At 72.7% G+C, this 25,738-nt stretch carries 26 protein-coding genes and 1 riboswitch; of the genes, 15 read left to right on the top strand and 11 right to left on the bottom strand.

Annotated elements, in window-relative coordinates:
• Positions 1–50: 50 nt before the first annotated feature.
• Positions 51–194: riboswitch (FMN riboswitch) on the top strand.
• A gap of 73 nt (positions 195–267) precedes the next feature.
• The 7 genes from ribD to BMZ30_RS06135 all read left to right on the top strand — a co-directional run bounded on the left by ribD (position 268) and on the right by BMZ30_RS06135 (position 5,503).
• A complete protein-coding gene (gene ribD, locus BMZ30_RS06165; RefSeq protein ID WP_093376227.1) occupies positions 268–1,368 on the top strand; it encodes a bifunctional diaminohydroxyphosphoribosylaminopyrimidine deaminase/5-amino-6-(5-phosphoribosylamino)uracil reductase RibD in 1,101 nt (366 codons plus the stop codon).
• On the top strand, positions 1,369–2,073 hold the full coding sequence (locus tag BMZ30_RS06160; protein WP_093376225.1) for a riboflavin synthase: 705 nt from the start codon (positions 1,369–1,371) through the stop codon (positions 2,071–2,073). It begins immediately after the preceding gene.
• A complete protein-coding gene (gene ribB / locus BMZ30_RS06155) occupies positions 2,070–3,347 on the top strand; it encodes a 3,4-dihydroxy-2-butanone-4-phosphate synthase (protein WP_177191295.1) in 1,278 nt (425 codons plus the stop codon). The genes BMZ30_RS06160 and ribB overlap by 4 nt, the downstream gene beginning before the upstream one ends.
• On the top strand, positions 3,344–3,811 hold the full coding sequence (ribH, locus tag BMZ30_RS06150) for a 6,7-dimethyl-8-ribityllumazine synthase (RefSeq protein ID WP_093376223.1): 468 nt from the start codon (positions 3,344–3,346) through the stop codon (positions 3,809–3,811). Before ribB ends, ribH begins: the two co-directional genes overlap by 4 nt.
• A gap of 74 nt (positions 3,812–3,885) precedes the next feature.
• On the top strand, positions 3,886–4,149 hold the full coding sequence (locus tag BMZ30_RS06145; RefSeq protein ID WP_093376220.1) for a phosphoribosyl-ATP diphosphatase: 264 nt from the start codon (positions 3,886–3,888) through the stop codon (positions 4,147–4,149).
• A 32-nt stretch (positions 4,150–4,181) separates the two neighbouring features.
• Positions 4,182–5,027 carry an ATP phosphoribosyltransferase gene (hisG, locus tag BMZ30_RS06140; RefSeq protein WP_093376218.1) on the top strand — a complete coding sequence of 282 codons (846 nt, stop codon included), beginning with the start codon at positions 4,182–4,184 and terminating at the stop codon, positions 5,025–5,027.
• Between the two features lie 11 nt (positions 5,028–5,038).
• Entirely contained in the window at positions 5,039–5,503 is a 465-nt protein-coding gene (locus BMZ30_RS06135) for a PH domain-containing protein (protein WP_229828555.1), read from the top strand.
• A 135-nt stretch (positions 5,504–5,638) separates the two neighbouring features.
• On the opposite strand, the gene BMZ30_RS06130 is transcribed toward BMZ30_RS06135, so the two are convergent.
• Complete coding sequence (locus BMZ30_RS06130) at positions 5,639–7,495, bottom strand: DEAD/DEAH box helicase (protein ID WP_093376215.1); 1,857 nt, start codon at positions 7,493–7,495, stop codon at positions 5,639–5,641.
• Between the two features lie 281 nt (positions 7,496–7,776).
• Between BMZ30_RS06130 and BMZ30_RS06125 the strand changes: the two genes are divergently transcribed.
• The 6 genes from BMZ30_RS06125 to BMZ30_RS06100 all read left to right on the top strand — a co-directional run bounded on the left by BMZ30_RS06125 (position 7,777) and on the right by BMZ30_RS06100 (position 12,051).
• Positions 7,777–8,724: a DUF881 domain-containing protein gene (locus tag BMZ30_RS06125; protein WP_143073138.1), complete on the top strand. Its 948-nt coding sequence runs from the start codon at positions 7,777–7,779 to the stop codon at positions 8,722–8,724.
• Positions 8,721–9,053 (top strand): small basic family protein, encoded by a 333-nt coding sequence (locus tag BMZ30_RS06120; RefSeq protein WP_093376211.1) that lies wholly within the window; start codon positions 8,721–8,723, stop codon positions 9,051–9,053. Before BMZ30_RS06125 ends, BMZ30_RS06120 begins: the two co-directional genes overlap by 4 nt.
• A complete protein-coding gene (locus BMZ30_RS06115) occupies positions 9,050–9,886 on the top strand; it encodes a DUF881 domain-containing protein (RefSeq protein ID WP_093376208.1) in 837 nt (278 codons plus the stop codon). Before BMZ30_RS06120 ends, BMZ30_RS06115 begins: the two co-directional genes overlap by 4 nt.
• Before the next feature lie 130 nt (positions 9,887–10,016).
• The gene (locus tag BMZ30_RS06110; protein ID WP_093376205.1) at positions 10,017–10,511 is read left to right on the top strand and encodes an FHA domain-containing protein; all 495 of its coding nucleotides are present in this window, start codon (positions 10,017–10,019) and stop codon (positions 10,509–10,511) included.
• Positions 10,508–11,278, top strand: a complete 771-nt coding sequence (gene ftsR / locus BMZ30_RS06105; protein ID WP_229828557.1) for a transcriptional regulator FtsR — start codon at positions 10,508–10,510, stop codon at positions 11,276–11,278. Before BMZ30_RS06110 ends, ftsR begins: the two co-directional genes overlap by 4 nt.
• A 191-nt stretch (positions 11,279–11,469) precedes the next feature.
• Positions 11,470–12,051, top strand: coding sequence for a MerR family transcriptional regulator (locus BMZ30_RS06100; RefSeq protein ID WP_093376203.1), 582 nt, complete (start codon positions 11,470–11,472; stop codon positions 12,049–12,051).
• A gap of 6 nt (positions 12,052–12,057) precedes the next feature.
• Here the strand turns inward: BMZ30_RS06100 and BMZ30_RS06095 are convergent, their stop codons facing one another.
• Positions 12,058–13,311: a phospholipase D-like domain-containing protein gene (locus BMZ30_RS06095; RefSeq protein WP_093377328.1), complete on the bottom strand. Its 1,254-nt coding sequence runs from the start codon at positions 13,309–13,311 to the stop codon at positions 12,058–12,060.
• 125 nt (positions 13,312–13,436) lie between these two features.
• Here BMZ30_RS06095 and BMZ30_RS06090 point away from each other — a divergent pair, with 125 nt between their 5' ends.
• Positions 13,437–15,533, top strand: coding sequence for a SpoIIE family protein phosphatase (locus tag BMZ30_RS06090; protein ID WP_093376201.1), 2,097 nt, complete (start codon positions 13,437–13,439; stop codon positions 15,531–15,533).
• Between the two features lie 134 nt (positions 15,534–15,667).
• On the opposite strand, the gene BMZ30_RS06085 is transcribed toward BMZ30_RS06090, so the two are convergent.
• Positions 15,668–15,982 carry a GNAT family N-acetyltransferase gene (locus BMZ30_RS06085; protein ID WP_093376199.1) on the bottom strand — a complete coding sequence of 105 codons (315 nt, stop codon included), beginning with the start codon at positions 15,980–15,982 and terminating at the stop codon, positions 15,668–15,670.
• 341 nt (positions 15,983–16,323) lie between these two features.
• Here BMZ30_RS06085 and BMZ30_RS06080 point away from each other — a divergent pair, with 341 nt between their 5' ends.
• Entirely contained in the window at positions 16,324–16,668 is a 345-nt protein-coding gene (locus BMZ30_RS06080) for an RNA polymerase-binding protein RbpA (protein ID WP_093376197.1), read from the top strand.
• Positions 16,669–16,760: 92 nt separating this feature from the next.
• Here the strand turns inward: BMZ30_RS06080 and BMZ30_RS06075 are convergent, their stop codons facing one another.
• From BMZ30_RS06075 to BMZ30_RS06040, 8 genes are all read right to left on the bottom strand, one after another.
• Positions 16,761–17,519, bottom strand: a complete 759-nt coding sequence (locus BMZ30_RS06075) for a polyprenol monophosphomannose synthase (protein WP_093376195.1) — start codon at positions 17,517–17,519, stop codon at positions 16,761–16,763.
• 27 nt (positions 17,520–17,546) lie between these two features.
• Positions 17,547–19,079 (bottom strand): apolipoprotein N-acyltransferase, encoded by a 1,533-nt coding sequence (gene lnt / locus BMZ30_RS06070; RefSeq protein ID WP_093376193.1) that lies wholly within the window; start codon positions 19,077–19,079, stop codon positions 17,547–17,549.
• Positions 19,080–19,398: 319 nt separating this feature from the next.
• Positions 19,399–20,391 (bottom strand): amidohydrolase family protein, encoded by a 993-nt coding sequence (locus tag BMZ30_RS06065; RefSeq protein WP_229828559.1) that lies wholly within the window; start codon positions 20,389–20,391, stop codon positions 19,399–19,401.
• A gap of 50 nt (positions 20,392–20,441) precedes the next feature.
• Positions 20,442–23,267 (bottom strand): DEAD/DEAH box helicase, encoded by a 2,826-nt coding sequence (locus tag BMZ30_RS06060; RefSeq protein WP_093376190.1) that lies wholly within the window; start codon positions 23,265–23,267, stop codon positions 20,442–20,444.
• Between the two features lie 89 nt (positions 23,268–23,356).
• Positions 23,357–24,292: a diacylglycerol/lipid kinase family protein gene (locus BMZ30_RS06055; protein WP_093376187.1), complete on the bottom strand. Its 936-nt coding sequence runs from the start codon at positions 24,290–24,292 to the stop codon at positions 23,357–23,359.
• Complete coding sequence (tatC, locus tag BMZ30_RS06050; protein WP_093376185.1) at positions 24,289–25,047, bottom strand: twin-arginine translocase subunit TatC; 759 nt, start codon at positions 25,045–25,047, stop codon at positions 24,289–24,291. The genes BMZ30_RS06055 and tatC overlap by 4 nt, the downstream gene beginning before the upstream one ends.
• A gap of 32 nt (positions 25,048–25,079) precedes the next feature.
• A complete protein-coding gene (locus tag BMZ30_RS06045; RefSeq protein WP_093376183.1) occupies positions 25,080–25,373 on the bottom strand; it encodes a twin-arginine translocase TatA/TatE family subunit in 294 nt (97 codons plus the stop codon).
• Between the two features lie 36 nt (positions 25,374–25,409).
• Positions 25,410–25,730 carry a hypothetical protein gene (locus BMZ30_RS06040; protein WP_093376180.1) on the bottom strand — a complete coding sequence of 107 codons (321 nt, stop codon included), beginning with the start codon at positions 25,728–25,730 and terminating at the stop codon, positions 25,410–25,412.
• Positions 25,731–25,738 lie beyond the last annotated feature (8 nt).

Genomic DNA, 25,738 nt, shown 5'->3' with positions numbered 1-25,738 from the left:
GGCACGGTTGCGGAATACCCCGGCCGGTTGTGGCATTGTTAGCGCCAGAGCACATGCTCCGGGGTCGGTGAAAATCCGAGCCGGCGGTCACAGTCCGCGAACCTGCTCCACGTCTCCCACCGGGTGACGCGGGACGGGCCGACCTGGTGGAACTCCAGGACCGACGGTCAAAGTCCGGATGAGAGGCGCATGTGACGCGGACGGCCTCGTGCCGTCCGCGACGCGTTGCGCGCGCCCACCCCCGGAGCCCTGATCCGGGAAGGTTCCATGCCAGAGCACCGTGTCACCGGGCCCGACGACGCGCTCGCCCGCGCCGTCGCGCTGGCCCAGCGCGGTCCCGTCGGGGGAGCGAACCCGCGGGTCGGCTGCGTCGTGACGGACGCCGACGGCGTGATCGTCGCCGAGGGCTGGCACCGGGGAGCCGGCACCCCGCACGCCGAGGCCGCCGCCCTCGCGGCCGCCGCCGCCCAGGAAACCGCGCTGCACGGCACCCACGCCTACGTGACGCTCGAGCCGTGCGCCCACACGGGACGCACCGGCCCCTGCGCCGAGGCGCTGATCGACGCCGGGGTCGCGTCCGTCACCTACGCGGTCGCCGACCCCAACCCGGTCGCCGCGGGTGGCGCTGCGCGGCTGCGCGCCGCCGGCGTGGACGTGCACGGCCCGCTCGACCCGTCCGGCGCTGCCACCGCCCTCGTGCGCGAGTGGTCGACCGCCGTACGCCGCGGGCGCCCCTTCGTGACGGTGAAGACCGCGGCGAGCCTCGACGGGCGGATCGCGGCAGCGGACGGCACGAGCCGCTGGATCACCTCGTCCGAGGCCCGTACCCACGCGCACGGCCTCCGGGCCCGCGTGGGCGCGATCGTCGTCGGCACGGGCACCGCGCTGGCCGATGACCCCGCCCTCACCGTCCGACTGCCCGCGGACCCCTCGGGCACGCACACCTCGTCGAGCCCGACGACCACCGCACGCGGCGACGAGCAGCCCGAGCCCTGGCGCGTCGTCGTCGGGCTGCGCGACCTGCCCGACGACGCCCGGGTGCGCGGCGAGCGGTTCGTGCACGTGCGCAGCCACGACCCCGCGGCGGTGCTCGCCGTGCTCCACGCCCGCGAGGTCCGGCACGTCCTCGTCGAGGGCGGACCACGCCTCGTGACCGCGTTCCTGCGGGCCGGGCTCGTCGACGAGGTGTACGCCTACGTCGCGCCCGTGCTGCTCGGGGCCGGCAAGAGCGCCGTCGAGGACCTCGGCGTCGCCACGATCGCCGACGCCGTGCGCCTGCACCCGCGCAGCGTCACCCAGCTCGGACCGGACGTAGTCCTGGTCTGCGACCTCAGCCAGGAGCCTGTGGGCTCGGAGCAGGAGAGATAGATGTTCACCGGAATCGTCGAGGAGCTCGGGGAGCTCGTCGCGCTCGAGGACCTCGGGCAGGACGCGCGGATCGTGGTCCGCGGCCCGCTCGTGACGTCCGACGCCCGGCTGGGCGACTCGATCGCCGTCGACGGCGTGTGCCTGACCGTCACCGCACTCGGCGACGGGACCTTCGACGCCGACGTGATGCCGGAGACGCTCACGCGCACCGCGCTCGGCGGGCTCGTCCCGGGTGCCCGCGTCAACCTCGAGCGAGCCCTCCAGGCCGGCGCGCGCCTCGGCGGGCACGCGGTGCAGGGCCACGTCGACGGCGTGGGCACGATCGTCGCCCGCACGCCCGGGGAGCGGTGGGACGAGGTCGACGTCGAGGTCCCCGCCGACCTCGCTCGGTACCTCGCCCGCAAGGGCTCCATCACGATTTCGGGCGTCTCCCTGACCGTCACGCACGTGACCGGCAACGTCTTCGGGGTGTCGCTCATCCCGACCACGCTCGAGGCCACGACGCTGGGCTCCCTCGTGCCGGGCAGCCGGGTCAACCTCGAGGTCGACGTGATGGCCAAGTACGTCGAGCGCCTCGTCGCCGCTGGTACCCCCGGTGCGGCGGGCACCCCAGGTGCCGAGACCGCGGACCCCGCTGACCTCGACGACGCCGAGGTCGCCCTCGCGCGCACCTACGTCGAGCGCTTCACCCAGGAGGACGCATGAGACTGTCGACCATCCCCGAGGCCCTGGCGGCCATCGCCGCGGGCCGTCCCGTGCTCGTCGCGGACTCGCCCGACCGTGAGAACGAGGCGGACGTCGTGCTCGCCGCGAGCACGGCGACGTCCGAGTGGGTCGCGTGGACCATCCGGCACTCGTCGGGCTACCTCTGCGCGCCCATGCCGGCCGGCCGCGCTGACGCGCTCGAGCTGCCGCTCATGGTGCCGCACAGCCAGGACCCGCGCCGCACCGCGTACACCGTGACGGTCGACGCGGCGACGGGCGTCACCACGGGCATCTCCGCCGCCGACCGCACGCGCACCCTGCGCGTCCTCGCTGACCCGGCCTCGGGCCCGGTGGACCTGATCCGACCCGGCCACGTCCTGCCGCTGCGCGCCGTCGCCGGGGGAGTGCTGCACCGCGCCGGGCACACCGAGGCCGCGGTCGACCTCGTGCGGCTCGCGGGCGCGGGCAGCGTCGGTGCGATCGCAGAGCTGGTGAACGACGACGGCACCATGATGCGGCTGCCGGACGTGGCCGCGCTGGCCGAGCGGGACGGCCTCGTGCTGATCACCATCGCCGACCTCATCGCGTGGCGCCTGGCGCACGACCCGGCCCACGGCGAGTCCGAGGACGACGTCGCGCCGGGCAACCGCGTGGAGGCCACGGACGTGGCACGGCTGCCGACCGCGCACGGGGACTTCCACGTGCGCGGCTACCGCGACCTGCGCACCGGAGCCGAGCACGTCGCGCTCCTTCCGGTCGAGGTCGCCTCGCCGGACGCGACGCCGGTGGTGCGCGTCCACTCCGAGTGCCTGACGGGCGACGCGTTCGGCTCCCTGCGCTGCGACTGCGGTCCGCAGCTGCGCACGGCCATGCGCCTGGTCGCCGAGCGCGGCGGAGCCGTGGTGTACCTGCGGGGCCACGAGGGGCGCGGCATCGGGCTGCTCGCCAAGATCGGGGCCTACGCGCTGCAGGACGCCGGATACGACACCGTGCAGGCGAACCTCGAGCTCGGCTGGCCCGCCGACCGCCGTGAGTACGGTGCGGCGGCCGCGATCCTCAAGGACCTCGGTCTCGACACCGTGACCCTGCTGACGAACAACCCGGCTAAGGTCACCGGACTGACGGCGAGCGGCGTCCACGTCGAGGGCACCGAGCGGATCGAGGTCGGCCACACCCCGCAGAACCACGACTACCTGCTGACGAAGAAGGTCGCCATGGGGCACGAGCTGCTCCTCGACGGTGCGACCACGACGATGGAGGAGGACCCGCGATGAGCGGCGCCGGAGCACCCACGGTCACGGTCGACGGGACGGGCCTGCGCGCCGCGCTCGTCGCCGCGAGCTGGCACACCCAGATCATGGACGGCCTGATCGGCGGTGCCCAGCGCGCCTTCGAGCGCGCCAACCTCACCGACGTGACGACGGTGCGGGTGCCGGGCTCCTTCGAGCTCCCCGTCGTCGCCGCGCGTGCGGCAGAGGCCGGGTACGACGTCGTCGTCGCCCTCGGCGTGGTGATCCGGGGCGGTACGCCCCACTTCGAGTTCGTGTGCCAGGGCGTGACCCAGGGCCTGACGGAGGTCGCGATCCGTACGGGGGTGCCCGTGGGCTTCGGGGTTCTGACGGTCGACGACGAGGAGCAGGCGATCGCACGGGCCGGGCTTCCCGGCTCGAGCGAGGACAAGGGCGCCGAGGCCGTCGAGGCGGCCATCGCCACGGCCCTCGCCCTCCGCACTCTCTGAGGCCGCGCGGCGGTGTGACGACCGTCTCCCGGACGTGATCTCGCGACCGGGTCCCGGGAACTAGGCTGGGGCGCGTGAAAACCTTCGATGATCTTTACGCAGAGCTCTCGCGCAAGGCCGTGGAGCGGCCGGCCGGGTCGGGCACGGTGGCCGAGCTGGACGCGGGCGTCCATGCGATCGGCAAGAAGATCGTCGAGGAGGCGGCAGAGGTCTGGATGGCCGCCGAGTACCAGAGCGACGCCGAGCTCGCGGAGGAGATCTCTCAGCTCGTCTACCACGCCCAGGTGCTCATGATCGCCCGGGGGCTGACGCCCGCGGACGTCTACCGCTACCTCTGAACCCGCCGACCCCACCACCGACGAGGACTCCTGTGCTGCGCATCGCCGTACCGAACAAGGGCTCGCTGTCCGAGCCCGCCACCGAGATGCTGCGCGAGGCGGGCTACCGCCAGCGCCGCGACACCCGCGAGCTCGTGCTCACCGACCCGGACAACGACGCCGAGTTCTTCTTCCTGCGCCCGCGCGACGTCGCCGTCTACGTCGGCGCCGGCACCGTGGACGTCGGCATCACCGGTCGGGACCTCCTGCTCGACTCCGGCGCCGCCGCCGTCGAGCACCTGCCGCTCGGCTTCGCCCGGTCCACGTTCCGCTACGCCGCTCCCGTCGGCACCATCACCGACATCGCGCAGATCGCCGGCAAGCGCGTGGCGACGTCGTACAACGTCCTGGTGCACGACCACCTGGCGGCAAACGGCGTCGAGCCTGCCGCCATCGTCCACCTGGACGGGGCCGTCGAGAGCTCGGTCAAGCTCGGTGTGGCCGACCTCATCGCTGACGTCGTCGAGACCGGGACGACGCTCCGTGCCGCCGGGCTGGAGATCTTCGGCGAGCCGATCCTGCGCTCCGAGGCCGTGATGATCCGCCGCGACGGCCCCGAGCCCGACGGCCTGGCCACGCTCACGCGTCGGCTGCAGGGAGTGCTCACGGCCCGTCAGTACGTCCTCATGGACTACGACGTACCCCTGACCAAGGTGGAGGCCGCGGTGGCCATCACGCCGGGCCTGGAGTCGCCCACCGTCTCCCCGCTGCACGACGCCGAGTGGGCCGCGGTCCGCGCGATGGTCCCGCGCGCACAGACCAACCGGGTGATGGACGACCTCTACGACGTCGGGGCCCGCGCCATCATCGTCACGTCGATCCACGCCTGCCGGCTCTGAGGCGCAGCACCGTGGCTGGTGACGCACCGACCCTCTACACGCCGTTCCGGCCGCGGATGACCCGCGTCGTCGGCGCCGGCATCGGTGGGCTGCTCACCGTGAGCGGCGTCGTGCTGTGGCTGACCTCGCCCGGGGCGCCCGGGACCGGCTACGACGCCCTGAACACGGCCGGGCTCGTCGCCGTGCTCAGCCTGGGGCTCCTGCTCGTCTGGCGGCACGCCACGGTGCACGCGCTCGTGACGCCCGAGGGCATCCGGGTACGCAACCTGGTGCACACGACCGTGCTCGCCTGGGACCAGATCGAGGGTGTCCGGTTCGGCTCGGGCCAGCCGTGGGTCTCGCTCGACCTGGTGGACGGCAACGAGCTCGCCGTCATGGCCGTGCAGAGCGCCGACGGTGCCTTCGCCACCCAGGAGGCGCGCCGCCTAGCGACGCTCGTCGGCGCGCACGGCACACCCCGCCCGCCGGCCGGCTGACGGCACGCAGCGGAGCCCACCGAGGCCCGCCGCGGCTCGACGACGAACGCCCTGCCCCCACCGGATCACCGGGAGGGCAGGGCGTTCGTTCGTCCGCTGTCCGCGGGCCGCCGGCGAAGGCGACCCGCGGCGGGCTCAGCTGAAGGTGCGCTGGCGCTTCGGTCGCGTCTCGTAGCGGTCCTCACGCGCCGGGCGGCGTCCCGCCGGAGCGTGGTCGCGGCCCGGGCGCTCGGCACTGTCTCGCCGCGGCGCGGGGCCCTGGTCGACGGCGATGCGCAACGGCTTGCCGGCGACGCGCGCCCGCGAGATGCGGTCGAGGGTCTGCGAGTCCATGGGCGCGGCGATGTCGACGAGGGAGAAGCTCGGGAAGATGTCGATCTTGCCGAGGTCCTTGCCGTTGAGGCCGCCCTCGTTCGTGAGCGCACCGACGATGCCGCTGGGCTGCGCGCCGTGCGTGAAGCCCACCGCCAGGCGGTAGCGGGTGCCGATCGCGCCACGCCGGTCGCCGCCGCGGTCCCCGCCACGCTCGCCGCGGTCCTCGTAGCGTCCGCGGCTCTCGCCCCGGTCGTTCGTGCGGGTCTTGGCGCGCTCGGCGAGACGCTTGGCCTCGTCGCGCTCGGCCTCGGCCGCGAGCTGCTCGGCACGCGCCTTGGGGCCGTCGTCGCCCACGGACAGCGCGAGCAGGGCCGCGGCGAGGTCGAGCGGGTCCAGCTCGTCGGTGGCGAGGAGCGCCTCGATCTGGCCCCGGTAGAGCGACAGGCGACCGGCACCGACGCGCTCGCTCACCTGGGCGAGGGTCGACGCCGACTTGTGCGCGGAGACGTCGGCGGGAGTCGGGATCTCGATCTCCTCGAGCGTGACGCGCGTGGTGCGCTCGATGCCGCGCAGGCGACCGCGCTCGGCGGGCGTGACGAACGACAGCGCGACACCGGTGCGGCCGGCGCGGCCCGTGCGGCCGATGCGGTGCACGTACGCCTCGGGCTCGCCCGGGAGGTCGAAGTTCACGACGAGACCGATGCGGTCGACGTCGAGCCCGCGGGCGGCGACGTCGGTGGCGACCAGGACGTCGAGGGCGCCCGAGCGGAGCCGCTCGACGATCTTCTCGCGCTCCTTCTGGGCGACGTCACCGGAGATGGTCGCAGCGGAGATGCCACGCTCGATCAGCGCAGAACCGACCTCCTCGGCAGCACCACGGGTGCGGCAGAAGACGATCGCCGCGTCGGCGTCGGACGTCGCGAGGACGCGGGTGAGCGCGCCCACCTTGTGGCGGAACGGCACGACCGCGAACGTCTGCTTGACGGCCGAGACCGTGGACGACTGCCGGGAGACGGCGATCTCGACGGGCTGGCGCAGGTGCGCCTGGGCCACGCGGCGGATGGGCGCGGGCATCGTCGCGGAGAAGAGCGCGACCTGGCGCTCGGTCGGCGCGGCGGTGAACACCTTCTCGACCTCTTCGGCGAAGCCCATGCGGAGCATCTCGTCGGCCTCGTCGAGGACGAGGAACCGGATGCCGTCCATCTTGAGCGTGCCCCGCTCCATGTGGTCGATCACACGACCGGGCGTGCCGACGACGACCTGGGCGCCACGGCCCAGCGCGCGCTGCTGGGGGACGAAGGGGGCGCCGCCGTACACGGCGACGATCTCCATCCCGGGCAGGTGCTTGGCGAAGGTCTCGATGGCCTCGGCGACCTGCATGGCGAGCTCGCGCGTCGGCGTGAGCACGATGGCCTGCGTCTCGCGAAGGTTCGCGTCGAGCGCGGCGAGCATCGGCAGGCCGAACGCGGCGGTCTTGCCGGTTCCGGTCTGCGCGACGCCGGTGATGTCGCGACCGGCCAGCAGCGCCGGGATGGCCTGGGCCTGGATGGGGGAGGGGATCGTGAAGCCGAGGTCCGCGATGGCCTGGTTCAGCGCCTCGGGCATACCGAGCTCGGCGAACGTGAGGTCCGGGGTCTCGGTGGTGGTGGGCGCGGGCATGGTGGTGTCAGAAGACATAGAGGTGCTTCAACCGTTCGTAGATGCGTCCGGAGCTGGCGCGGTCTTGATACCGACGCCGTCGCAATCCCGAGACACACACGGCCGATGACGGCCACCTGCTCCCACCGCGGTGGGCAGCTACCAACTGAACAGCTACACGCGGGAAACGCGACGAACTCCACAAGGAAGTGCCCACTCTACGGGACGCTGGCGTCTTTTGGGCGGTTCCTCGCGCGCCGGTCGCGGTGAGGTGGGACACAGGCCGCCCCTAGGATGGGCGGCGAGGAGAGGGGGCACGAGTGCCGAGATCGACCACGCGGTCCGTCCCGCGCCCCGACGCGTCCATGGTGCTCCTCGACGAGGTGATGAACCGGCCCCTCGATCCGGGCTACGCGGAGGCCGCCGCGCGACGCGCGGCGGGAACCGAACCTCGACGGACGCTCCTCGGCCAGGCGATCGTCGTCCTCATCGCCGTGGTGCTGGGCGCGGTGACCGCCACCGCCGCCGCTGTCCTGCGCGCACCCGCGCCCGAGGTTCTCTCCGCCCGGGCGCTGCTCGAGGAGGAGATCGGCCAGCGCCAGGCCGCTGCGGACCAGCTCGCCGGTCAGCTCGACGCGCTCGACGCGGAGATCGACGACCTCCAGTCAGCGGCCCTGGCCGAGACGTTCCCCAACTTGCTCGCCACGACCCGCCGCGATGCTGCCGTGGCTGGCACGGTCGCCGTGACCGGTCCCGGGATCGAGCTGGTGGTCGCGGACGCGGTCACCGTCCCGGGCGCGGACGCCGAGCGGGGATCCCGGGTCCAGGACTACGACCTGCAGATCGTCGTGAACGCCTTGTGGTCCGCCGGGGCCGAGGCCGTCACCGTCAACGGCATCCGGCTGACGACGACGAGCGCGATCCGCTCCGCCGGGGACGCCATCCTGGTGGACCTGATCGGGCTCGCGAGCCCTTACACGATCGCCGCCGTGGGTGACCCGCAAGCGCTGTCGGTCGGGTTCGCCCGGTCCGTGGGGCAGCAGCAGCTGTCTGTCCTCGGCTCTCGCTACGGCATCTCCTCCTCGATGCGCGAGGTCGAGCGGATCGAAGCGCGCGCCGGCCGCGCGACCGAGCTGTTCCACGCCGACGCCCTCGAGACGGAGGCGCCGACCGCGGACGGCCAGACCGTAGGATCACTGAGCACGGGCTCCGGCACGTCCGAGGCCAGCCGCACCATGAGCCAGGCACCCCAGGAGGAGCACAGATGATCGCCGTCCTCGGCCTCGTCGTCGGAGCGCTGGTGGGGCTCTTCTTCGAGCCCGCCGTGCCCGCCGGCCTGCAGCCCTATCTCCCGATCGCCGTCGTCGCTGCGCTCGACGCGCTCTTCGGGGGCCTGCGCGCCCTGCTCGACGGCACGTTCAACGACCGCGTGTTCATCGTGTCGTTCCTGTCGAACGTCGTCGTGGCCGCGCTCATCGTCTTCCTCGGCGACCAGCTCGGCGTCGGCACGCAGCTGTCCACCGGCGTCGTCGTGGTCCTCGGGATCCGCATCTTCTCCAACGCCGCCGCCATCCGCCGGCACCTGTTCAAGGCATGACGGCTCCCGACGCGACCCCGACCCCCGAGGACCGCCAGGACGACGACGCCTCGGCGCCTGCCGACCAGGACGTCGCGCCGCGGCACGCCGAGGCGGCGCCCGAGCGCGGTCACGCGTGGCGGACGCTGCGTCGTGCGCTGTCCCCGCGGCTCAGCACGTCGCGGGTGGTGGCCGCGCTGCTGTGCGCGCTGCTGGGCTTCGCGCTTGTCGTCCAGGTGCAGCAGACCCAGACGGAGTCGCTGTCGTCCCTGCGCCAGTCGGAGCTCGTGCGGATTCTCGACGAGGTGACCCAGCGCGGAGGGGACCTGGAGAACGAGGTTCGCACGCTCCGGGAGCAGCGGGACGAGCTCCAGTCCGGGACGGCGGACGACGCCGCCGCGCTCGAGGTCGCTGTCGAGCGCGCCGAGCGCCAGGGCATCCTCTCCGGGCGGCTGCCCGCCGTCGGTCCGGGCGTCACGGTGCGGATCACCGAGGGCGACACGCGGCTGCGGGCCACCGCCCTCCTGACGGTGCTTGAGGAGCTCCGCAACGCGGGCGCGGAGGTCATCGAGCTCAACGGCGTCCGTCTGGTCGCATCGTCGTACCTGATCGAGACCAGCGAGGGCATCGTCGTGGACGGCCAGATCGTCAGCCCGCCGTTCCTCTGGGCGGCGATCGGCGACCCGAGCGCACTGGGACCGGCCCTCGAGATCCCCGGCGGTGCGATGTCGACCATCCGCACCGGAGGCGGGATGGGACGGATCGACGCGGTGGACGAGCTGGAGATCAACGCCGTCCGCGAACCCGCGCCCCTGCGCTACGCCGAGCCCGCCACCGGGACGGACTCGGCGTGACTGTGACACCCTCATCCGTAGAGGTTCGCCGACCCCTACGCCTAAGGTGGGAGTCTGCAACTGCCGATGTCGTCACTGGTCGCCTGCTGCTGCTCGCACCCACTGATCACTGCACCGCCGAGGAGGGCGAATGACCGAGAGCTCCGAGCCGAGGGACCAGCGCGGCGCATTCACCGGTCACGCCGCCGACGCGACGGCGGTGTTCGGCGTGGTGCCGGCCACTCCCGCGGAGGGCATCGCGTACGTCTCCGGTCTCTCCGCCGAGGAGCAGGCTGCCGTCGCCGCGCTCCCGCAAGGCTGTGCGCTGCTGCTCATGCAGCGAGGGCCGGGGGCCGGCTCGCGGTTCCTGCTCGACTCCGACCGCACCCTCGTGGGGCGCAGCGAGCGCGCGGACATCTTCCTCGACGACGTCACGGTCTCGCGCAAGCACGCGGTGTTCGTTCGCTCGGGGGACGGCTTCGTCGTCCGTGACTCCGGCTCGCTCAACGGGACGTACGTCAACCGTGCGCGCGTCGACGAGATCGCCCTGTCGCCGGGCGACGAGGTGCAGATCGGCAAGTTCCGGATGACGTTCCACCCTCGCCCCGGCGGCGCCCGCGGCGCGCAGGGGAGCGACCGGGCGTGAGCTCGCGGTCCGTCCAGCAGGCCGCGCCCGACGTCGAGACCGCTGCGGCTGAGCGCAGCGGCCCTCGTGCGGTCGAGTCCTGGCCCCCCGGGATCTCGACGCGTGCGACGATGCGGATCTCGGACGTCCTCGGGGCGCTCCGCCCGGAGTTTCCCGCCTTGACGCCCTCGAAGCTCCGGTTCCTCGAGGAGCAGGGCCTGGTGGAGCCCGTGCGCACGCCCGCCGGGTACCGCCAGTACTCGCTGGCCGACGTCGAGCGGCTGCGCTACGTGCTCGCAGCGCAGCGCGACAAGTACCTGCCGCTCAAGGTCATCAAGGAAGAGCTGGCGGCGCTCGACGCCGGGCAGGGCTCGGTCCCGCTCGCGCGTGCGGTGCCGGACGGCGCCGGTGACCTGCGCCCGGCTGACCGCCTGACGGCCCAGTCGCTCGCGGAGTCGGCCGACGTCGACGTCGCGCTCGTGACCGGGCTCATGGAGGCGGGCGTCATCCGCCCGGACTCCCGAGGCCACTTCGACCCGTGGACGCTCGAGGTAGTCCGGATCGCGGCGTCGGTGGGGGCCCACGGCGTCGAGCCGCGGCACCTGCGGGCGGCCCGGCTGGCTGCGGACCGCTCGATCGACCTGGTCGCGGCCGCTGTCGCCCCGCTACGTGCCGCCGGCACACCGTCGGCACGGGCTCGGGCAGGAGCGCTCGGCGCGGACCTGGGGGAGTCGCTCGCGGAGCTGCACACCGTGCTGCTGCGACAAGGCGTGGCGGACCTCGCCTGACTCGTCGCCGAACCGGACAGTTCGGACAACTCTCAACTTCAACCTGAAGGTAAGACACGCACGGCGCGACACGCCGGGCGCGTCGCGCCCTCGGTCGTTGACGACGTCAGAGGGCGCCCGTAGCGTACGAGTGTCACCAGGGGAGCGGCGCTCGACATGCGCGGCACGGGTGCGGTGAGACGGAGGCACGAGTGAGCGGCACAGAGGTCGGCGCGGAGAAGAGCCCACAGGCGGCTCCTGCCCAGGGGCTGCTGTTCGGCGAGGACCTGAGCGAGCTGGACAGCTCGACCGGGTACCGAGGACCGACCGCGTGCCGTGCCGCGGGAATCACCTACCGTCAGCTCGACTACTGGGCACGCACCGGGCTCGTCGAACCGACCGTCCGGCCTGCTTCCGGGTCCGGCACCCACCGGCTCTACAGCTTCCGCGACATCCTCGTGCTCAAGGTCGTCAAGCGGCTGCTCGACACGGGCGTCTCCCTACAGCAGATCCGCTCGGCCGTCTCGCACCTGCGCGAGCGCGGAGTCGACGATCTCGCTCAGATCACCCTGATGAGCGACGGCGCTAGCGTCTACGAGTGCACGAGTGCCGACGAGGTCATCGATCTGGTGCAGGGCGGTCAGGGCGTGTTCGGCATCGCCGTCGGGCGCGTGTGGCGCGAGGTCGAGGGCTCACTCGCCGAGCTGCCGACGGAGCGCCTCGACGACGAGCAGCCTGCGCCGTCCGCCCAGGACGAGCTCGCCGCGCGGCGCAAGGCGCGCACCGCTGGCTGACGCAGGTCAGAGCAGGGGACGCAGGGGAGCGAGCACCGACTCGCTGAAGCGCGCGATCCATGAGCGCCGCTCCCACTCGTCGATCGTCATCTGGCGGCAGTTGGACAGGTCCGTGAGGAACACCTGCTCCATCTGGCGCGCGAGCGGCTGGTCGACGATCTCGAGGTTGATCTCGTAGTTGCCGGACAGGCTCAGTCGGTCGATGTTCGCCGTCCCGATCGTGGTCCACTGTCCGTCGATCGTCGCGGTCTTGGCGTGCACCATCGCGTGCTTGAACAGCCAGATCGTCACCCCGCCGCGCAGCAGCGTGCTGTAGAAGCCGCGCGAGAGCCAGTCCGTGATGACGTGGTTCGAGTACTCAGGAACGATCACGCGCACGTCCACGCCTCGGCGAGCCGCAGCGAGCAGGGCGTGCAAAATCTCGTGGTCCGGGATGAAGTACGCCTGGGTGATGAAGATGTGGCTGCGCGCACGGTCGATGGCAGCGAGGTAGATGCCGCGGATCGGGAACAGCAGGTGCGCCGGCGCGTTGCGAGCCACACGGATGCTCGGGTCCCACACCTCGGAGCCGGGGTCGGGGAGGGTCGGCAGACCACCCGGCCGGGCGGCGTTCCAGAAGTCCACGAACGCGTTGCGCAGGTCCCAGGCCGCAGGCCCGACGACGCGCAGGTGGGTGTCCCGCCATGTCGTGGCGTACAGCGTCCCGATGTTGAAGCCACCGACATAGCCGACCTCGTCGTCGACCACGAGGATCTTGCGGTGGTCGCGGCCCGAGTGCCGCACGTTCAGCACCAGCAGCCCTGGGCGGAAGATCGGGAACCGCAGCACCCGGACGGACGGGGGGAAGTCGTAGAACGACCGAGGGACCACGAGGTTGGCGAAGCCGTCGTAGATGACGAACACCTCGACCCCGCGCTCGGCCGCATCGATGAGCGCGCGCTTGAAGCGCTGCCCGGTCGCGTCGCCCTTCCAGATGAACGTCTCGAGGAAGATGGTGTGCCGCGCCTGCTCGATCGACGCGAGCATGTCGTCGTAGAGGTCCTGGCCGTAGGTGTACAGCCGCGTGGTGTTGTGGCCGAGCTCCCCGTCCATGGGGGGGCGGTGCGGGAAGCGCGCCGTACCCTTGCGCCGAAACCTGCGCACGTAGTCGAAGACGACGATCCCGGAGGCGACGACGGCCTGGAGGGCGCCGAGGGCGAGGGCGCCGCGAGCGGCGAGCGCACCGAGGGTGCGGGCGGGGGCGGTGACCTGGCGCGACATGCCACCACGGTAGTCGAGCCGCACTGATCCAGCGTGGCTACAGACACTGCGCACCGGTTGCTGGCAGAATCCGCCGGTAGGACGAGTGTCCGGGCGCCAGCCGGGGCCCAGGAGGGCAGCACAGGATGGACGAGCTCGAGCGCAGGCCGGTCGGAGGTGTCTCCTCGCGGGACCGGACGTCCGCCGTGGTGCGCCCCGACGAGCACGGCGTCCCCGACCGGTTGCTCGCCGAGGTCGCGATCGAGGCCGCAAGCCTCGGCACCTTCACGTGGGACCTGCCGAGCGACCGGATCTCCTGGGACGCGCGGATGCTCGAGCTCTTCGGCTATGCGCCGGGGGAGTTCGACGGCCGCCTCCACTCCTTCGACGCGCGGGTGGACCCGCGCGACCTCCCGGGCGTGCACGAGGAGCTCAGCCGAGTGATCGCGGAGGGCGGTCGCTTCACCCTCACCTATCGCGTCGCGGTGCCGGGCACCGACGGGCGCCGGTGGGTGACCGCACGGGGCCGCGCCATCGGCGGGCCTGACGGCGTCTCCCAGGCCCTGGTGGGGGCCGCGTTCGACGCCACCACCGAGCGCGCGAAGTCCGATCACGTCGCAAGCATCCTCGAGTCGATCCCCACCGCCTTCTTCTCCCTCGACCGCGAGTGGCGTATGACCTACGTCAACACCGAGGCCGAGCGTGTCCTGCTGACGCCACGGGAAGCGATGCTCGGCCGGGTGGTGTGGGACGCGTTCCCTGCGGCGGTCGGCTCGGACTTCGAGGTGCAGTACCGACGCGCAGTCGAGACCGGCGAGGTCACCGCATTCGAGGCTCACTACCCGGAGCCGCTCGACCGCTGGTACGAGGTCCACGCGGCGCCGCGGCCCGACGGGCTCGCCGTGTACTTCCTGAACGTCACCGCCCACAAGAAGCTCCAGCAGGAGACAGCGGAGGCCGCGCGTCGGGCGAGCCTCCTCGCCGCCGTGACGTCTGAGCTCACCCAGACCCTCGACACGGAGGAGGCCGTCGCGCGCCTCGCCCAGCTCCTCGTGCCGAGCCTCGCCGACTGGTGCGTGGTCACGCTCGCCACGGAGACCGACCGCGACGGGCGGCCACGCCTGCGGGACATCGGGACCTGGCACGCCCAGCCCGAGGCCCGCGAGGCCGTCGCGCGGTACGCGGAGCTCCGGCTGACGTCGCTGCGTCCCGGGGCATACCTCCTCCGGGCGCTCGAGGTCAGCGGCGCCATCAAGATTCCGACGGACGCCACCGTGAAGATCGCCGCGGTGCTCGAGCCCGGCGAGGCACGCGAGCTCCTCGAGTCGCTCGCCCCCGAGTCTGCGTGCGTGCTGCCCATGCGTGCCCGCGGGCGCACGATCGGGGCGCTGACCCTCTTCAACGGCCCGGCTCGCGCTCCGCTCACCGACGCGGAGACGCAGGCCGCCGAGGACATCGCCGGCCGCGCCGGCCTGGCGCTCGACAACGCGCGGCTGTACGAGCAGCAGCGGCGCCTGGCCGAGGGGCTGCAGCGGTCGCTGCTCACCCAGCCACCGCAGAGCGAGGAGCTCGAGATCGTCGTGCGCTACCGCCCGGCCGCCGAGGCCGCCAGGGTCGGGGGTGACTGGTACGACGCGTTCTGCCAGGGTGACGGTTCCACCACGGTGGTGATCGGCGACGTCGCGGGCCACGACATCGAGGCCGCCGCCTCCATGGGAGAGCTGCGCGCCCTGGTTCGGGGTGTGGCCATGACGACCGGATCAGGCCCGTCCCAGCTGCTCAGGTCCGTCGACGACGCGCACCTCCGGCTCGGGGGAGAGGCGATCGCCACGGCCGTGATCGCGCGCATCGAACCCATGAGCGACGACGGCTCCGTGCCGGGCGCGTACCTGCGCTGGTCCAACGCCGGACACCCGTACCCGATCGTCGTCGACCCCGACGGCGGGGTGACGTTGCTGGACGCGCACCGGCCCGACATCTTGCTCGGCGTGCGGCGAGAGGCTTTGCGACGCGAGGACGAGCTGCCGCTCGCGGCGGGCTCGATCGTGCTGCTGTACACCGACGGCCTGGTCGAGCGGCGCGACCGCGGGGTCCGGGAGGGCATGGCCGAGCTGACGGCGGTGCTCGGCGACCTGGTCGCGCAGCGGCTGAGCCTCGACGAGATCGTCGACGAGGCGCTGCGGCTCATGCTTCCTGAGCACCGCGGGGACGACGTCGCGATCCTCGCGGTGCGGCTGACCTGAGCGCGTCGCGCGAGCGGGGGACGAGGACGTCGGTCGGGCCGCGCCCACCGCGCCGTCACGCTGTTTTGACATAATGTACCTTATCGGCGGTTGGCGGAAGAGACTCCAGGCCGCCACGGACGCCGCCGCCGCCGTCAGAGCATCCGGGGGGCCATGATGCTCCGTGCTGGCGTCGCCTCGACGGCGCCGCAGTAGCCGACGACGTCGCCGACGACCTTCCGCTCGATCGCCAGCAGCCCAGCCATCGAAGACGGCCGCGCCACGATCCGCCTCGCGAGGTCCGCCTGCGTGGGACGTCCGAGCGTGTCGATCCGGCGATGCTCCGGCACGCGCGGGTCACGTTCCGTCCACAGCTCGCGCAGCACGTCCGCCTCAGCGGCCCGCCACGGCCTCAGGACCAGTCGGTCCGTCGCGAGCACCACGTCGGTGGCCCACTTTCCGGCTGCCATGCGGTCAGCGTCGCACGACCGAGGCCCGCGGTGCCACCGTGCTTGCGGGAATCTGGACGGCGGTCCCAGCGCACTCGTGTACGCTCCGGTCGCGGCCCGATCCGTTTCTCCCCACACTAGAACCCGGGAGTGACCGAGGTCTCGGCCGTGATCTCACCCGCTTCCTCGTACCCGCGCAGGTGCGCCCGATGGGAACGACGACGCGACGAAGCGACCGAGCTCTGCCTGAGGACGCGTTCACGGGACCTTCACCTGGTTGCGGAACATCGCACGCAGGCTCGACGTTCAGACTGCAGGACACCGACAAGCAACCGGCTGGTGACACCAGCCTTGGAGGAACAATGGCAGACCGTTCACTGCGCGGCATGAGCATCGGCGCCAAGAGCATGGAGACGGACGAGGGTGTGGACTTCGCCCCCCGGTTCCAGGCGCACTACGACTGCCCGAACGGCCACACGATCATCCTGCCGTTCTCGACCGAGGCCGAGGTCCCGCTCGAGTGGGAGTGCCGCTGCAACGAGACCGCGCTCCTGCGCGACGCCGACCGCCCCGAGCCGAAGGCCACCAAGCCGGTCCGCACCCACTGGGACATGCTGCTCGAGCGCCGGACCATCAAGGAGCTCGAGGACCTACTCGACGAGCGCCTCACCCTGCTCCGCGAGGGCAAGCTGCGTCGCAGCGCCTGACCTGAGCCGCACCCGACCCGAAGGGCCCGTCGTCACCACGACGGGCCCTTCGTGCGTGCGGAGGCTGCGGGCAGTGCTCAACCCACGAGCGGTCAGCGGCGCCGGATCAGCCCGAGGAGCTGCCGCCCGCGCTTCTGCACGCCCCAGACGGTGACGCGCCACAGGGCCTCGCTCACGATCGCGCGGCTCATCTTCGACTCCCCCGCCTCACGCTCGACGAACGTGATCGGGACCTCGCGAACCACGCCTCCGCCCGCGCGCACGCGCATCGTCATGTCGACCTGGAAGCAGTAGCCCTGGCTGGCGACGGCCCCGAGTTCGATCGCCCGCAGCGTCTCGGCCCGGAACGCCCGGAAGCCCGCGGTCGCGTCCGCGACGCCCAGGTCGAGCATCAGCCGGGTGTACGTGTTGCCGCCGCGGGACAGGACCTGGCGCGACCGGGGCCAGTTCTGCACGGCGCCGCCCGGGACCCAGCGCGACCCGATCACCAGGTCCACGCCCTCCTCGAGCGCGGCGAGCAGCCGCGGCATCTCCTCGGGCAGGTGCGACCCGTCCGCGTCCATCTCGCACACCACGTCGTAGCCCTGCTCGAGGGCCCACCGGAAGCCGGCGACGTAGGCCGAACCGAGCCCTTGCTTGCCCGACCGGTGCAGCACGTGCACCGCGTCGTCCGCGGCGGCCGCGGCGTCGGCCAGCGCCCCGGTCCCGTCGGGGCTGCCGTCGTCGACCACCAGGACGTCCGCCGCTGGCACGGCGGCGCGCAGGCGTGCGAGGGTCGTCGGCAGCGTGAGGCTCTCGTTGTACGTGGGGATCACTACGACTGTGCGGCGGGCTGGCTGCTCTGCGGGCATCGTTCCTCAGCTCTGTCGAGGTGGCCGTCAGGCCGTGGGGCGGCGCCGGGTCGCACCCAGGACCGCGGCAGCACCGGCAAGCACGCACACTATCCAACTCGGGACCGCCCCGGCACGTACCGCAGGGGTGAGACTGGAGCGTAGGGGGAGGTCAGCGACCATCTGCGCGGGGGTGAACAGCTCGGTCTCCTGCAGCACCCGACCAGCCGGGTCGATCACGGCGCTCACCCCGACCGTCGAGACCTGGACCGTCGCGCGGCCGGTCTCGACCGCGCGGATCCGGGCCATCGCGAGCTGTTGCGTCGACTCGGCGGTCATCCCGAAGTTGGCGTTGTTGGTCTGCACGACGAGCACCTCTCCCCCGGCCTTGATGGCTCCGTGCACGACGTCGTCGTAGGCCACCTCGAAGCAGATGACATCGCCGATGCCGACCACCCGGCCCAGGCGCTCGGAGTCGAGCGCGAGATGTCCCGCCCCCTCACCCGCCAGCATGTCCGTCGTGACCAGGTCGACCGCCGAGGAGAAGCGCCGCGCGAGGTCCCGCAGCGGCACGTACTCGGCGAACGGCACCGGGTGCTGCTTGGCGTACACGTTGGTGATGCCCTGCCCGGGCTCCCACAGCACGCCCTCGTTGTACCGGCCGCCGTCGGCGTAGCGCTGGGTCCCGACGAGGATCGGCGCGTCCACCGCAGCCGCGGCTGCGTCGATCTGCTGGGCCGCGTCGGCGTCGACGCGCGGGTCCACGTCGGAGGCGTTCTCCGGCCACAGCACGAGGTCAAGGGAGCCCGGTGCTGTCGTGTCCAGCAGCGCGTACGTGCCGGTGAGGTGATTGTTGAGCACCTCACGGCGGTTGGCGAAGGCACCGAGCCCAGGCTCCGCGACGTTGCCCTGGACGATGCCCACGGCGAGGCGCCCTTCCTGGGCCTGGGTGTTGAGCGGCACGAAGAGCCCGCTCACGAGGACGAGCGACGCGACGATCACCGCGCCGGCTGCGTGGCCGACCTGGAGCCGCGTCAGGCGCCAGAGCGCCAGACCGACGAGGACGCCCACGACCGCGACGGCGAAGCTGACCAGCGTCGGACCACCGAGCCACGCGAGGCGTCCCAGCGGCGAGTCGGCGTGCGCGAACGCGAGCCGACCCCAGGGGAACCCGCCGAAGGGCCAGGAGGACCGCAGCACCTCACCGGCGGTCCACACGACGGCGAACACGAGCGGTGCGAGGACCGCGCTGCGCAGCACAGGGGAGCGTTGGGCGAACGACCACGCGACGCACGCCACGCCGACGAGCGCGGCCTCCACGACGCTGAGCGCCACCCAGGGCACCGGGCCGACGACGTAGTCGGTCCACGAGATCAGCGGGAGAAAGAAGGCTGCCCCGAACGCCGTACCGAGGAACCACGAGAAAACAGCGCCCTGCCCGCGCAGCGCGAGGAACAGCAGGCCTATCCCGACGAGGCTGAGCGGCCACACGCCGTAGTCCGGGAACGCGCCGGTGGTCGCGAACCCGCCCGCGACGGCGAGCAGCAACGCGACGAGGCGGCGGGCGGGGCTGGTCGACACCCGAGCAGGCTACGTCATGATCCCCGTCAGGCCCGCACGTCCTTCGTACCGCACGAGCCGTCGCCGACTGGTGCGTTGTCTACTGAACGTGCGGGCCTGCCGGGTGGCGTCGGCGCTCCGCGAGCCGTCCGGTTCCGGACCGCCCGTGAGGCCCTCCCCCTTGCGGGGTGACCGTGACCAAAAAGCAACCTACTCCCCTCGGCGTGCCGCATGCAAGGGAAGTAACGGCGCAGGTCAGCGACGTATTCGCAGGCAGCGCCGTGCCTGTTTCATCCTGTTTCACCCGGTCTTCGGAGTGTCGCGGCGGCGTGTCGGTCCGTCAGCCGAGCGTGTCGTGGATCACCACGCCTGCACGCACGGTCCGCAGGCATGCCGGACGGGCCTCGTCCGGCTCGAGGAACGGCAGCAAGGGCGTGCCGGCGCGGGCATCCGAGCTCCAGGCCGACCTCGGGCCCTGGACGCCGAGGTGGTTCGCGCGCCAGAGCGCGAGGTGCGCAACCGCGCCGGGGCGCAGCTCTCCGACGTCGTCCTGCCCGACGGCTCGCCAGCCGCCGCGCGTCGCCGCACGGAACGCAGCCCGCGCCGAGACCCGCTCCCCCGCAGGCTCCTGGGTCATCGCCTCCAGGAGCACGCCCCAGGGGTCACGGGACAGGCCCCCCAGGGACACCGCGAGTCCTGCAGAAGCGGCCGACGCGAGCGGGAGGTGCGGCGGCACCAGCGTCACGCGCAGGCCGAGCCGGACGATGCGTGCGCTCGTCGCCTCGCTGACGTCGCGCACGTCGACGATCCGGTGCCCCGCGCGCGCCACAGCCGCTGCGCTCGTGCGGTCCGTCACCGCCTCGACGACATCGAGCGCACGATGCTCGGACGACGAGCCCACCCTCAGCACCACCGGCGCCTGGGCACGGGTGGCCGACTCTACGGTCAGCAGCGCCTCCTCGTCCGACACCTGCTCGAGGTCGACGACCCCACGCCCCGCCGCGTACGCCACGACCTCGACCTGGTCGTCGTGCCCTCCGGCGCCCGGCCCGCCGTTCGGCCACGAGCCCGCAGGCCTGAGCGTGTGGACGGCCACGATGCCGTGCGCAGCGGCGTCGGCCAGGTCCGGAGCACCGTCGAGGTCGGCTGCCGCGTCGACGAAGGCCGGGGCGACGAGGGCACCGTCGAGGTCGATCGTCTCCGGGGCGGCCATCTGGTCCGCGGTGTCCTCGTCACCGAGCCACGTGATCACCCCGTCCTCGACCATGAGCGCCTGCGCGAAGGGGTGAGAGGCGGAGTGCACGACGCCGTTGCGGTAGAGAGTCCTGGTCACGCGTCCACCCTAACGAGGGCCGGGGACGCCCGCGGCGCCGCCCGAGGACGTCACACGCTCGAGTACGCCACCACGCCGCGGCGCAGCGCGCGCACGCCCCGCTCGGCCGTCTGACGCATCGCGGCGTCCGGAGCGGCACCGGAGATCTGGTCCAGGACGTCGATGACCTGCTTGCACCAGCGCACGAAGTCGCCGGCGGCGAGCTCGCTCGACCGCAGCACCGAGTCGAGCGCACGGCCCGAGGCCCAGCGGTGGATGGGCTCGACGAGCCCCAGGTCCAGCTCGCTGGTCGCGTCGAGGCGGTGCGACGACTCGAGATCGTCGAGCTCGGACCAGATGCGGACAGTCTCGTCCAGCGCACGCGACAGCGGACCGTGCGGCCCGCCGGGCAGGTGCGGCTCGGCCTCGTGCGACTCCCGGCGGGCGGAGTACACGACGGTGGAGACGACGGCGGCCAGACCCGCAGGGTCCAGCCCTTTCCAGGCGCCGCGCCGCAGGCACTCGGCGAGCAGCAGGTCGTTCTCGGCGTAGAGCCGCTGGAGCGTCTGCCCGTGCGTCGTGACGTCGAGGTCGTCCGTGGAGTCCCCGTCCGGGTAGGGAGCGAGGTACCCGAGAGTGGTGAGCACGTCGCAAATGTGGTCGAACGAGCGCGCGATGGTTCCGGTGCGGCCCGAGATCCGACGCAGCAGGGCGCGGTGCTCCTGGTCGAGCTTCGACCACCGCTCCCCCCAGCGGGCGTGCGCCTCGCGGTCCGGGCACGCGTGGCACGGGTGAGCCTTGAGCTGGCGGCGCAGCTGCTCGAGCTCCGGGTCGTCGGCGCCGCTGGCCCGCCCCTTGCCGCGGCGGCCGACGCCGTCGTCCACGAAGGCACCGAGCTCGGCCCGCATCGAGGCGGCGAGGTCACGCCGGGACGCGGGCTGGCGGGCGTTGAAGCCCTTGGGGATCCGCATCCGGGCCACGACCTCGACCGGCGCGGTGAGCTCGGTCGCGCTGAGCCGCCGGACCTGGCGGTCGACCATGAGCACCGTGGGCCGGGGGCCGTCGAACTCCTGGATGGCCCCCTGGTCGATCACCACGGCATGGCCCGGACGGCGTCCAGCGGGGATGAGCAGGACGTCCCCACGCCGCAGGCTCGCGAGCGACTCCGCCACCTGAGCACGGCGGCGTCCGGCGTCCTTGCGGGACAGGTCCTGCTCGCGCGCGCTGATCTTGCGGCGCAGCGCCGCGTACTCGGAGAAGTCGCCGCGGTCGCAGGTCATCGCCTCCGCGTACCCGGCGAGGGCCTCGGCGTGCGTCTGGGCCTGCTTCGCCAGGCCGACCACGCCGCGGTCCGCCTGGAACTGCGCAAAGCTCGTCTCGAGGACCTCGCGGGAACGCACGCGCCCCACCTGGCCCACCAGGTTGACCGCCATGTTGTACGTCGGCCGGAAGCTCGAGCGCAGCGGGTACAGGCGTCGCGACGCGAGCCCGGCGAGCGCCACCGGGTCGAGGCCCGGGTGCTCGACGACGACGGCGTGGCCCTCGATGTCGATGCCGCGCCGCCCCGCGCGGCCGGTGAGCTGGGTGTACTCCCCCGGCGTCATGTCCGCGTGGGTGCGCCCGTCCCACTTGACCAGCTTCTCGAGCACGACGGTCCGGGCCGGCATGTTGATGCCGAGCGCCAGGGTCTCGGTCGCGAAAACCACCTTGATCAGGCCACGGGCGAAGAGCTGCTCGACCGTCTCCTTGAACAGCGGCAGCATGCCCGCGTGGTGCGCCGCGAAGCCCCGCGTGAGCCCCTCCAACCACGTGACGTACCCGAGCACGCCGAGGTCCGACGGCGGGATCGTCGAGCACCGCTCCTCGACGAACGCGCGGATCTCGTCCGCCTGCGCAGGGCTGGTGAGGCGGAGGCCGGAGGCGAGACAGGCCGACAGGGCACCCTCGCAGCCGCTGCGCGAGAAGATGAAGTAGATCGCCGGGAGCAGCCCGTCGCCGTCCAGGGCGTCGACGACCGCGAGCCGCGAGGCCCGGTGCACGGCGCGCTGGGGCCGCCCGCCCCGCGTTCGGTCCTGGTCCCTGCTCCCCCGGCCTCCGCCGCGCCCGCCGCCCCGGCCGAACGTCGGCGCCGCGCGCCGCAGCGCGAGCGCCAGATCAGGGTTGATCGGCGGGTTGGTGCCGGGAGCGGTGGGGTCGACGTGCCCCGCGTAGAGGTCGTGCATGTCGACGCCGTCGCTCGCCCCGGTCATGACGTGCTGCCACAGGGGCACCGGACGGTGCTCGCTCACGACGACGGCCGTGTCGCCACGGACCATCTCGAGCCAGTCGCCGAACTCCTCGGCGTTCGAGACCGTCGCCGACAGCGAGACCAGCTGGACGTCGTCGGACAGGTGGATGATCACCTCTTCCCAGACCGGTCCCCGGAAGCGGTCCGCGAGGTAGTGGACCTCGTCCATGACCACGAAGCCGAGCCCGTCGAGCGCCTGCGACCCCGCGTACAGCATGTTGCGCAGCACCTCGGTGGTCATGACGACCACCTGAGCGTCCCCGTTGATCGACGTGTCCCCCGTCAGCAGCCCGACGCGCTCGGCGCCGTACCGACGCGCCAGGTCGCCGTACTTCTGGTTGCTGAGCGCCTTGATCGGCGTGGTGTAGAACGCCTTGCGCCCCTGGGCCAGGGCCAGGTGCACGGCGAACTCCCCGACCACGGTCTTGCCTGCTCCCGTGGGCGCCGCGACGAGGACGCCGCGACCGGTCTCGAGGGCCTCGCACGCCTCGATCTGGAACGGGTCGAGGTCGAAGTCCATCGTCGCCACGAAGGCGCCGAGCTGGGAACGTTCGCGTGCGGCCCGGGCCCGGGCCGCCGCGTACCGCTCTGCCGGGGAGAGCTCAGTCATGTCTCTCACCCTAGGGCGGAGCACCGGCCCTCGGCAGCACGAACGCACTCAGAGGGCTCCATGAGGCCCGCCAGCGCGGTGTGGGGCGATCAGACGAGCAGCCGGACCGCCCCCGCGTGCACGCGCAGGTGCCAGGGCAGCGCGCCGATCTCCTCACCGTCCGCGAACGCCGGAGGCGGCGGGTTGCCCGGCCCGGCCTCGATCGTCACCTGCCGGCTCCGCAGCATCCGCACGGCGGGCGAGCGCACGTGCCGGCCGCTGTAGAGCTGCGGGAACAGGCGCAGCACCTGCGGGCGGGTGAGCGGGCCCGCGAGCACGACGTCGAGCATGCCGTCGTCGAGCCGGGCCTCGGGCACGATCCGGATCCCGCCGCCGAACATCGGTCCGTTGGCCACGGCTACCAGGGTGCCGTCGGACTCCCACACCTCGTCGTCCGTCGTGACGCGGTAGGAGTACGGCCGGAAGACCCCCAGCTCGCCGATCACCGCGCGCAGGTACTTGAGGTGCCCGTGCGGCCACGTGAGCCGGTTTGCGCGGGCGTTCACGGCTGCGTCGAGGCCCGCCGAGAACACGCCGGCGTACCAGACGCCCGCCATCGGGTCCGAGCCCGTGACGCGGACGGCGTCGAGCGGCCGGGTACGCCCCTCCCGGAGGGCGTCGGCGATCACGCGGCAGGCGTCCGCGGCGTCGTGCAGGGGCAGCTCGACCGTCCGAGCGAGGTCGTTGCCGGAGCCGGCGGCGACGATGCCCAGGGGCGTGCCGGTCGCAGCGACCGCGTTCACCCCCAGGTGCACCATCCCGTCACCGCCGACGACGACGAGCGCCACGAGGCCGTCGATCACGGCCTGTCGGGCGTTGCCCAGCGCCTGCGCGGCGTCGGCACCCGAGAGGTCGAGGACGTCGTGCCCGTGCCCGCGCAGGAGGTCCGCCACGCGGGCACCGGTGCGCGCACCGCGACCCTGCGCGGCGGTGGGGTTAACGACGACGCCGACGAGCCCGCGGCCCGCGGTCCCGCCACGCGTCACGCCGGGATCTCGTTCTCGGCGAGCAGCCGGGCCGCGCGCCTGTCCGCCCGCCGGTCGTGCAGGAAGCCCACACCGACCGCGATCGCGTAGAGGCCGCAGATCGGCATCGCGAGCGCGAACATCGTCAGCACGTCGGCGGTCGGCGTCATCATCGCGGAGAACGTGAACGCCGCCACCACGGCCCAGCGCCATGCCCGCAGGTAGGTCCGTGCGCGCACCAGGCCCACCAGGTTCAGCGCGACCATGACCACGGGCAGCAGGAATGCGATCCCGAACGCCAGCACGATCCGCATGACGAAGCCCAGGTAGCCCTGGGCGTCCTGGATGTTCAGCGCACCCTGCGGGACGAACTCGACGAGCAGCACGACCGCGCGCGGCAGGACCCACCACGCGACGGCGGCGCCGGCGAGGAACAGCGGGACGGCCGCCGCGACGAACCCCACGGAGTACAGCCGCTCCCGGCGCGTCAGGCCCGGGGTGATGTACGCCCACAGCTGGTAGAGCCACCACGGGCTCGACACGAGCACGCCGAGGAACACGCTCATCTTCAGCTGCATGTCGAGCGCCGTCATGGCGCCCGCGAAGTTCAGTGCGACGGTCGTGCCCCGCTCGGCTGCGACGTCGAGCAGCGGTTCCTGCAGCACCTCGAAGATGGGCTGGTAGATGAACCAGCCGACCACCGCGCCGGCGGCGACACCGACCGCAGCGAGCACCAGACGGCGGCGCAGCTCGACGAGATGCTCGCGCAGCGGCATCCGGCCGTCGCGCGGCCCTCGTGCCATGGTCGTCAGGCCCGGGGGGGCGTGCCGCCCTCGGCGGGCGGGACGTCACCCGTCCCGGCCGTGGGTCCCGTCTCTGCGCTGGGCGGGGTGACGACGACCGGCGCGGGGCTCGGCGCAGCGGCCGTCGGTGCCGCCGTGCTCGCAGCCGGCTTGTCCTCGTCGCGCAGGTCGCCGACCTCCTTCTTGAGGATCTTCAGCGACTGACCGACGCTGCGCGCAAGGTCGGGCAGCTTGCTCGAGCCGAAGAGCAGGACGATCAGCAGGATGACGACGAGCCAGATCGTGGGGTTTCTAGACATCAGGGCGCTCCAAGGTCGGGGCAGGTGCGGTCCATGCTAGTCGCGGAACGTGGCGAGCCAGGCCGCGCGCGTGGGCGCGTGCCGCTCCCAGCGACGTCGCCGGCGCTCGGCCTTGGCCCCCTGCTGGACGTAGCGCAGGCGCCGCGGGTCGTCGAAGACCGTGGTCCGCGGTGCGGGCTGGGCAGCGACGAGCGCCACGGTGCGGTCGTCCACGACGTCGAACGCCGCCCCGAGCTCGTCCGCAGCGGCGCTGAGCGCGCGCCCGAGGCGGAACCCGCGCCGCACCAGCTCGACGACGAACCATGCCAGGACCCCGAGCGCGGCGAGCACGAGGAACGTCCAGATCCAGAACCACATGGCGCCAG

Source organism: Flavimobilis marinus (assembly GCF_900113055.1).
Classification (GTDB): domain Bacteria; phylum Actinomycetota; class Actinomycetes; order Actinomycetales; family Cellulomonadaceae; genus Flavimobilis; species Flavimobilis marinus.
This window is presented reverse-complemented; position numbering and strand designations above follow the sequence as displayed.

Bases quoted from the DNA above. Each gene is read 5' to 3' on its own strand.
- ribD (WP_093376227.1), top strand. From the start codon at position 268: ATGCCAGAGCACCGTGTCACCGGGCCCGACGACGCGCTCGCCCGCGCC.
- BMZ30_RS06160 (WP_093376225.1), top strand. From the start codon at position 1,369: ATGTTCACCGGAATCGTCGAGGAGCTCGGGGAGCTCGTCGCGCTCGAG.
- ribB (WP_177191295.1), top strand. From the start codon at position 2,070: ATGAGACTGTCGACCATCCCCGAGGCCCTGGCGGCCATCGCCGCGGGC.
- ribH (WP_093376223.1), top strand. From the start codon at position 3,344: ATGAGCGGCGCCGGAGCACCCACGGTCACGGTCGACGGGACGGGCCTG.
- BMZ30_RS06130 (WP_093376215.1), bottom strand. From the start codon at position 7,495: ATGTCTTCTGACACCACCATGCCCGCGCCCACCACCACCGAGACCCCG.
- BMZ30_RS06120 (WP_093376211.1), top strand. From the start codon at position 8,721: ATGATCGCCGTCCTCGGCCTCGTCGTCGGAGCGCTGGTGGGGCTCTTC.
- BMZ30_RS06115 (WP_093376208.1), top strand. From the start codon at position 9,050: ATGACGGCTCCCGACGCGACCCCGACCCCCGAGGACCGCCAGGACGAC.
- BMZ30_RS06110 (WP_093376205.1), top strand. From the start codon at position 10,017: ATGACCGAGAGCTCCGAGCCGAGGGACCAGCGCGGCGCATTCACCGGT.
- BMZ30_RS06095 (WP_093377328.1), bottom strand. From the start codon at position 13,311: ATGTCGCGCCAGGTCACCGCCCCCGCCCGCACCCTCGGTGCGCTCGCC.
- BMZ30_RS06090 (WP_093376201.1), top strand. From the start codon at position 13,437: ATGGACGAGCTCGAGCGCAGGCCGGTCGGAGGTGTCTCCTCGCGGGAC.
- BMZ30_RS06085 (WP_093376199.1), bottom strand. From the start codon at position 15,982: ATGGCAGCCGGAAAGTGGGCCACCGACGTGGTGCTCGCGACGGACCGA.
- BMZ30_RS06080 (WP_093376197.1), top strand. From the start codon at position 16,324: ATGGCAGACCGTTCACTGCGCGGCATGAGCATCGGCGCCAAGAGCATG.
- BMZ30_RS06075 (WP_093376195.1), bottom strand. From the start codon at position 17,519: ATGCCCGCAGAGCAGCCAGCCCGCCGCACAGTCGTAGTGATCCCCACG.
- BMZ30_RS06060 (WP_093376190.1), bottom strand. From the start codon at position 23,267: ATGACTGAGCTCTCCCCGGCAGAGCGGTACGCGGCGGCCCGGGCCCGG.
- tatC (WP_093376185.1), bottom strand. From the start codon at position 25,047: ATGCCGCTGCGCGAGCATCTCGTCGAGCTGCGCCGCCGTCTGGTGCTC.
- BMZ30_RS06045 (WP_093376183.1), bottom strand. From the start codon at position 25,373: ATGTCTAGAAACCCCACGATCTGGCTCGTCGTCATCCTGCTGATCGTC.
- BMZ30_RS06040 (WP_093376180.1), bottom strand. From the start codon at position 25,730: ATGTGGTTCTGGATCTGGACGTTCCTCGTGCTCGCCGCGCTCGGGGTC.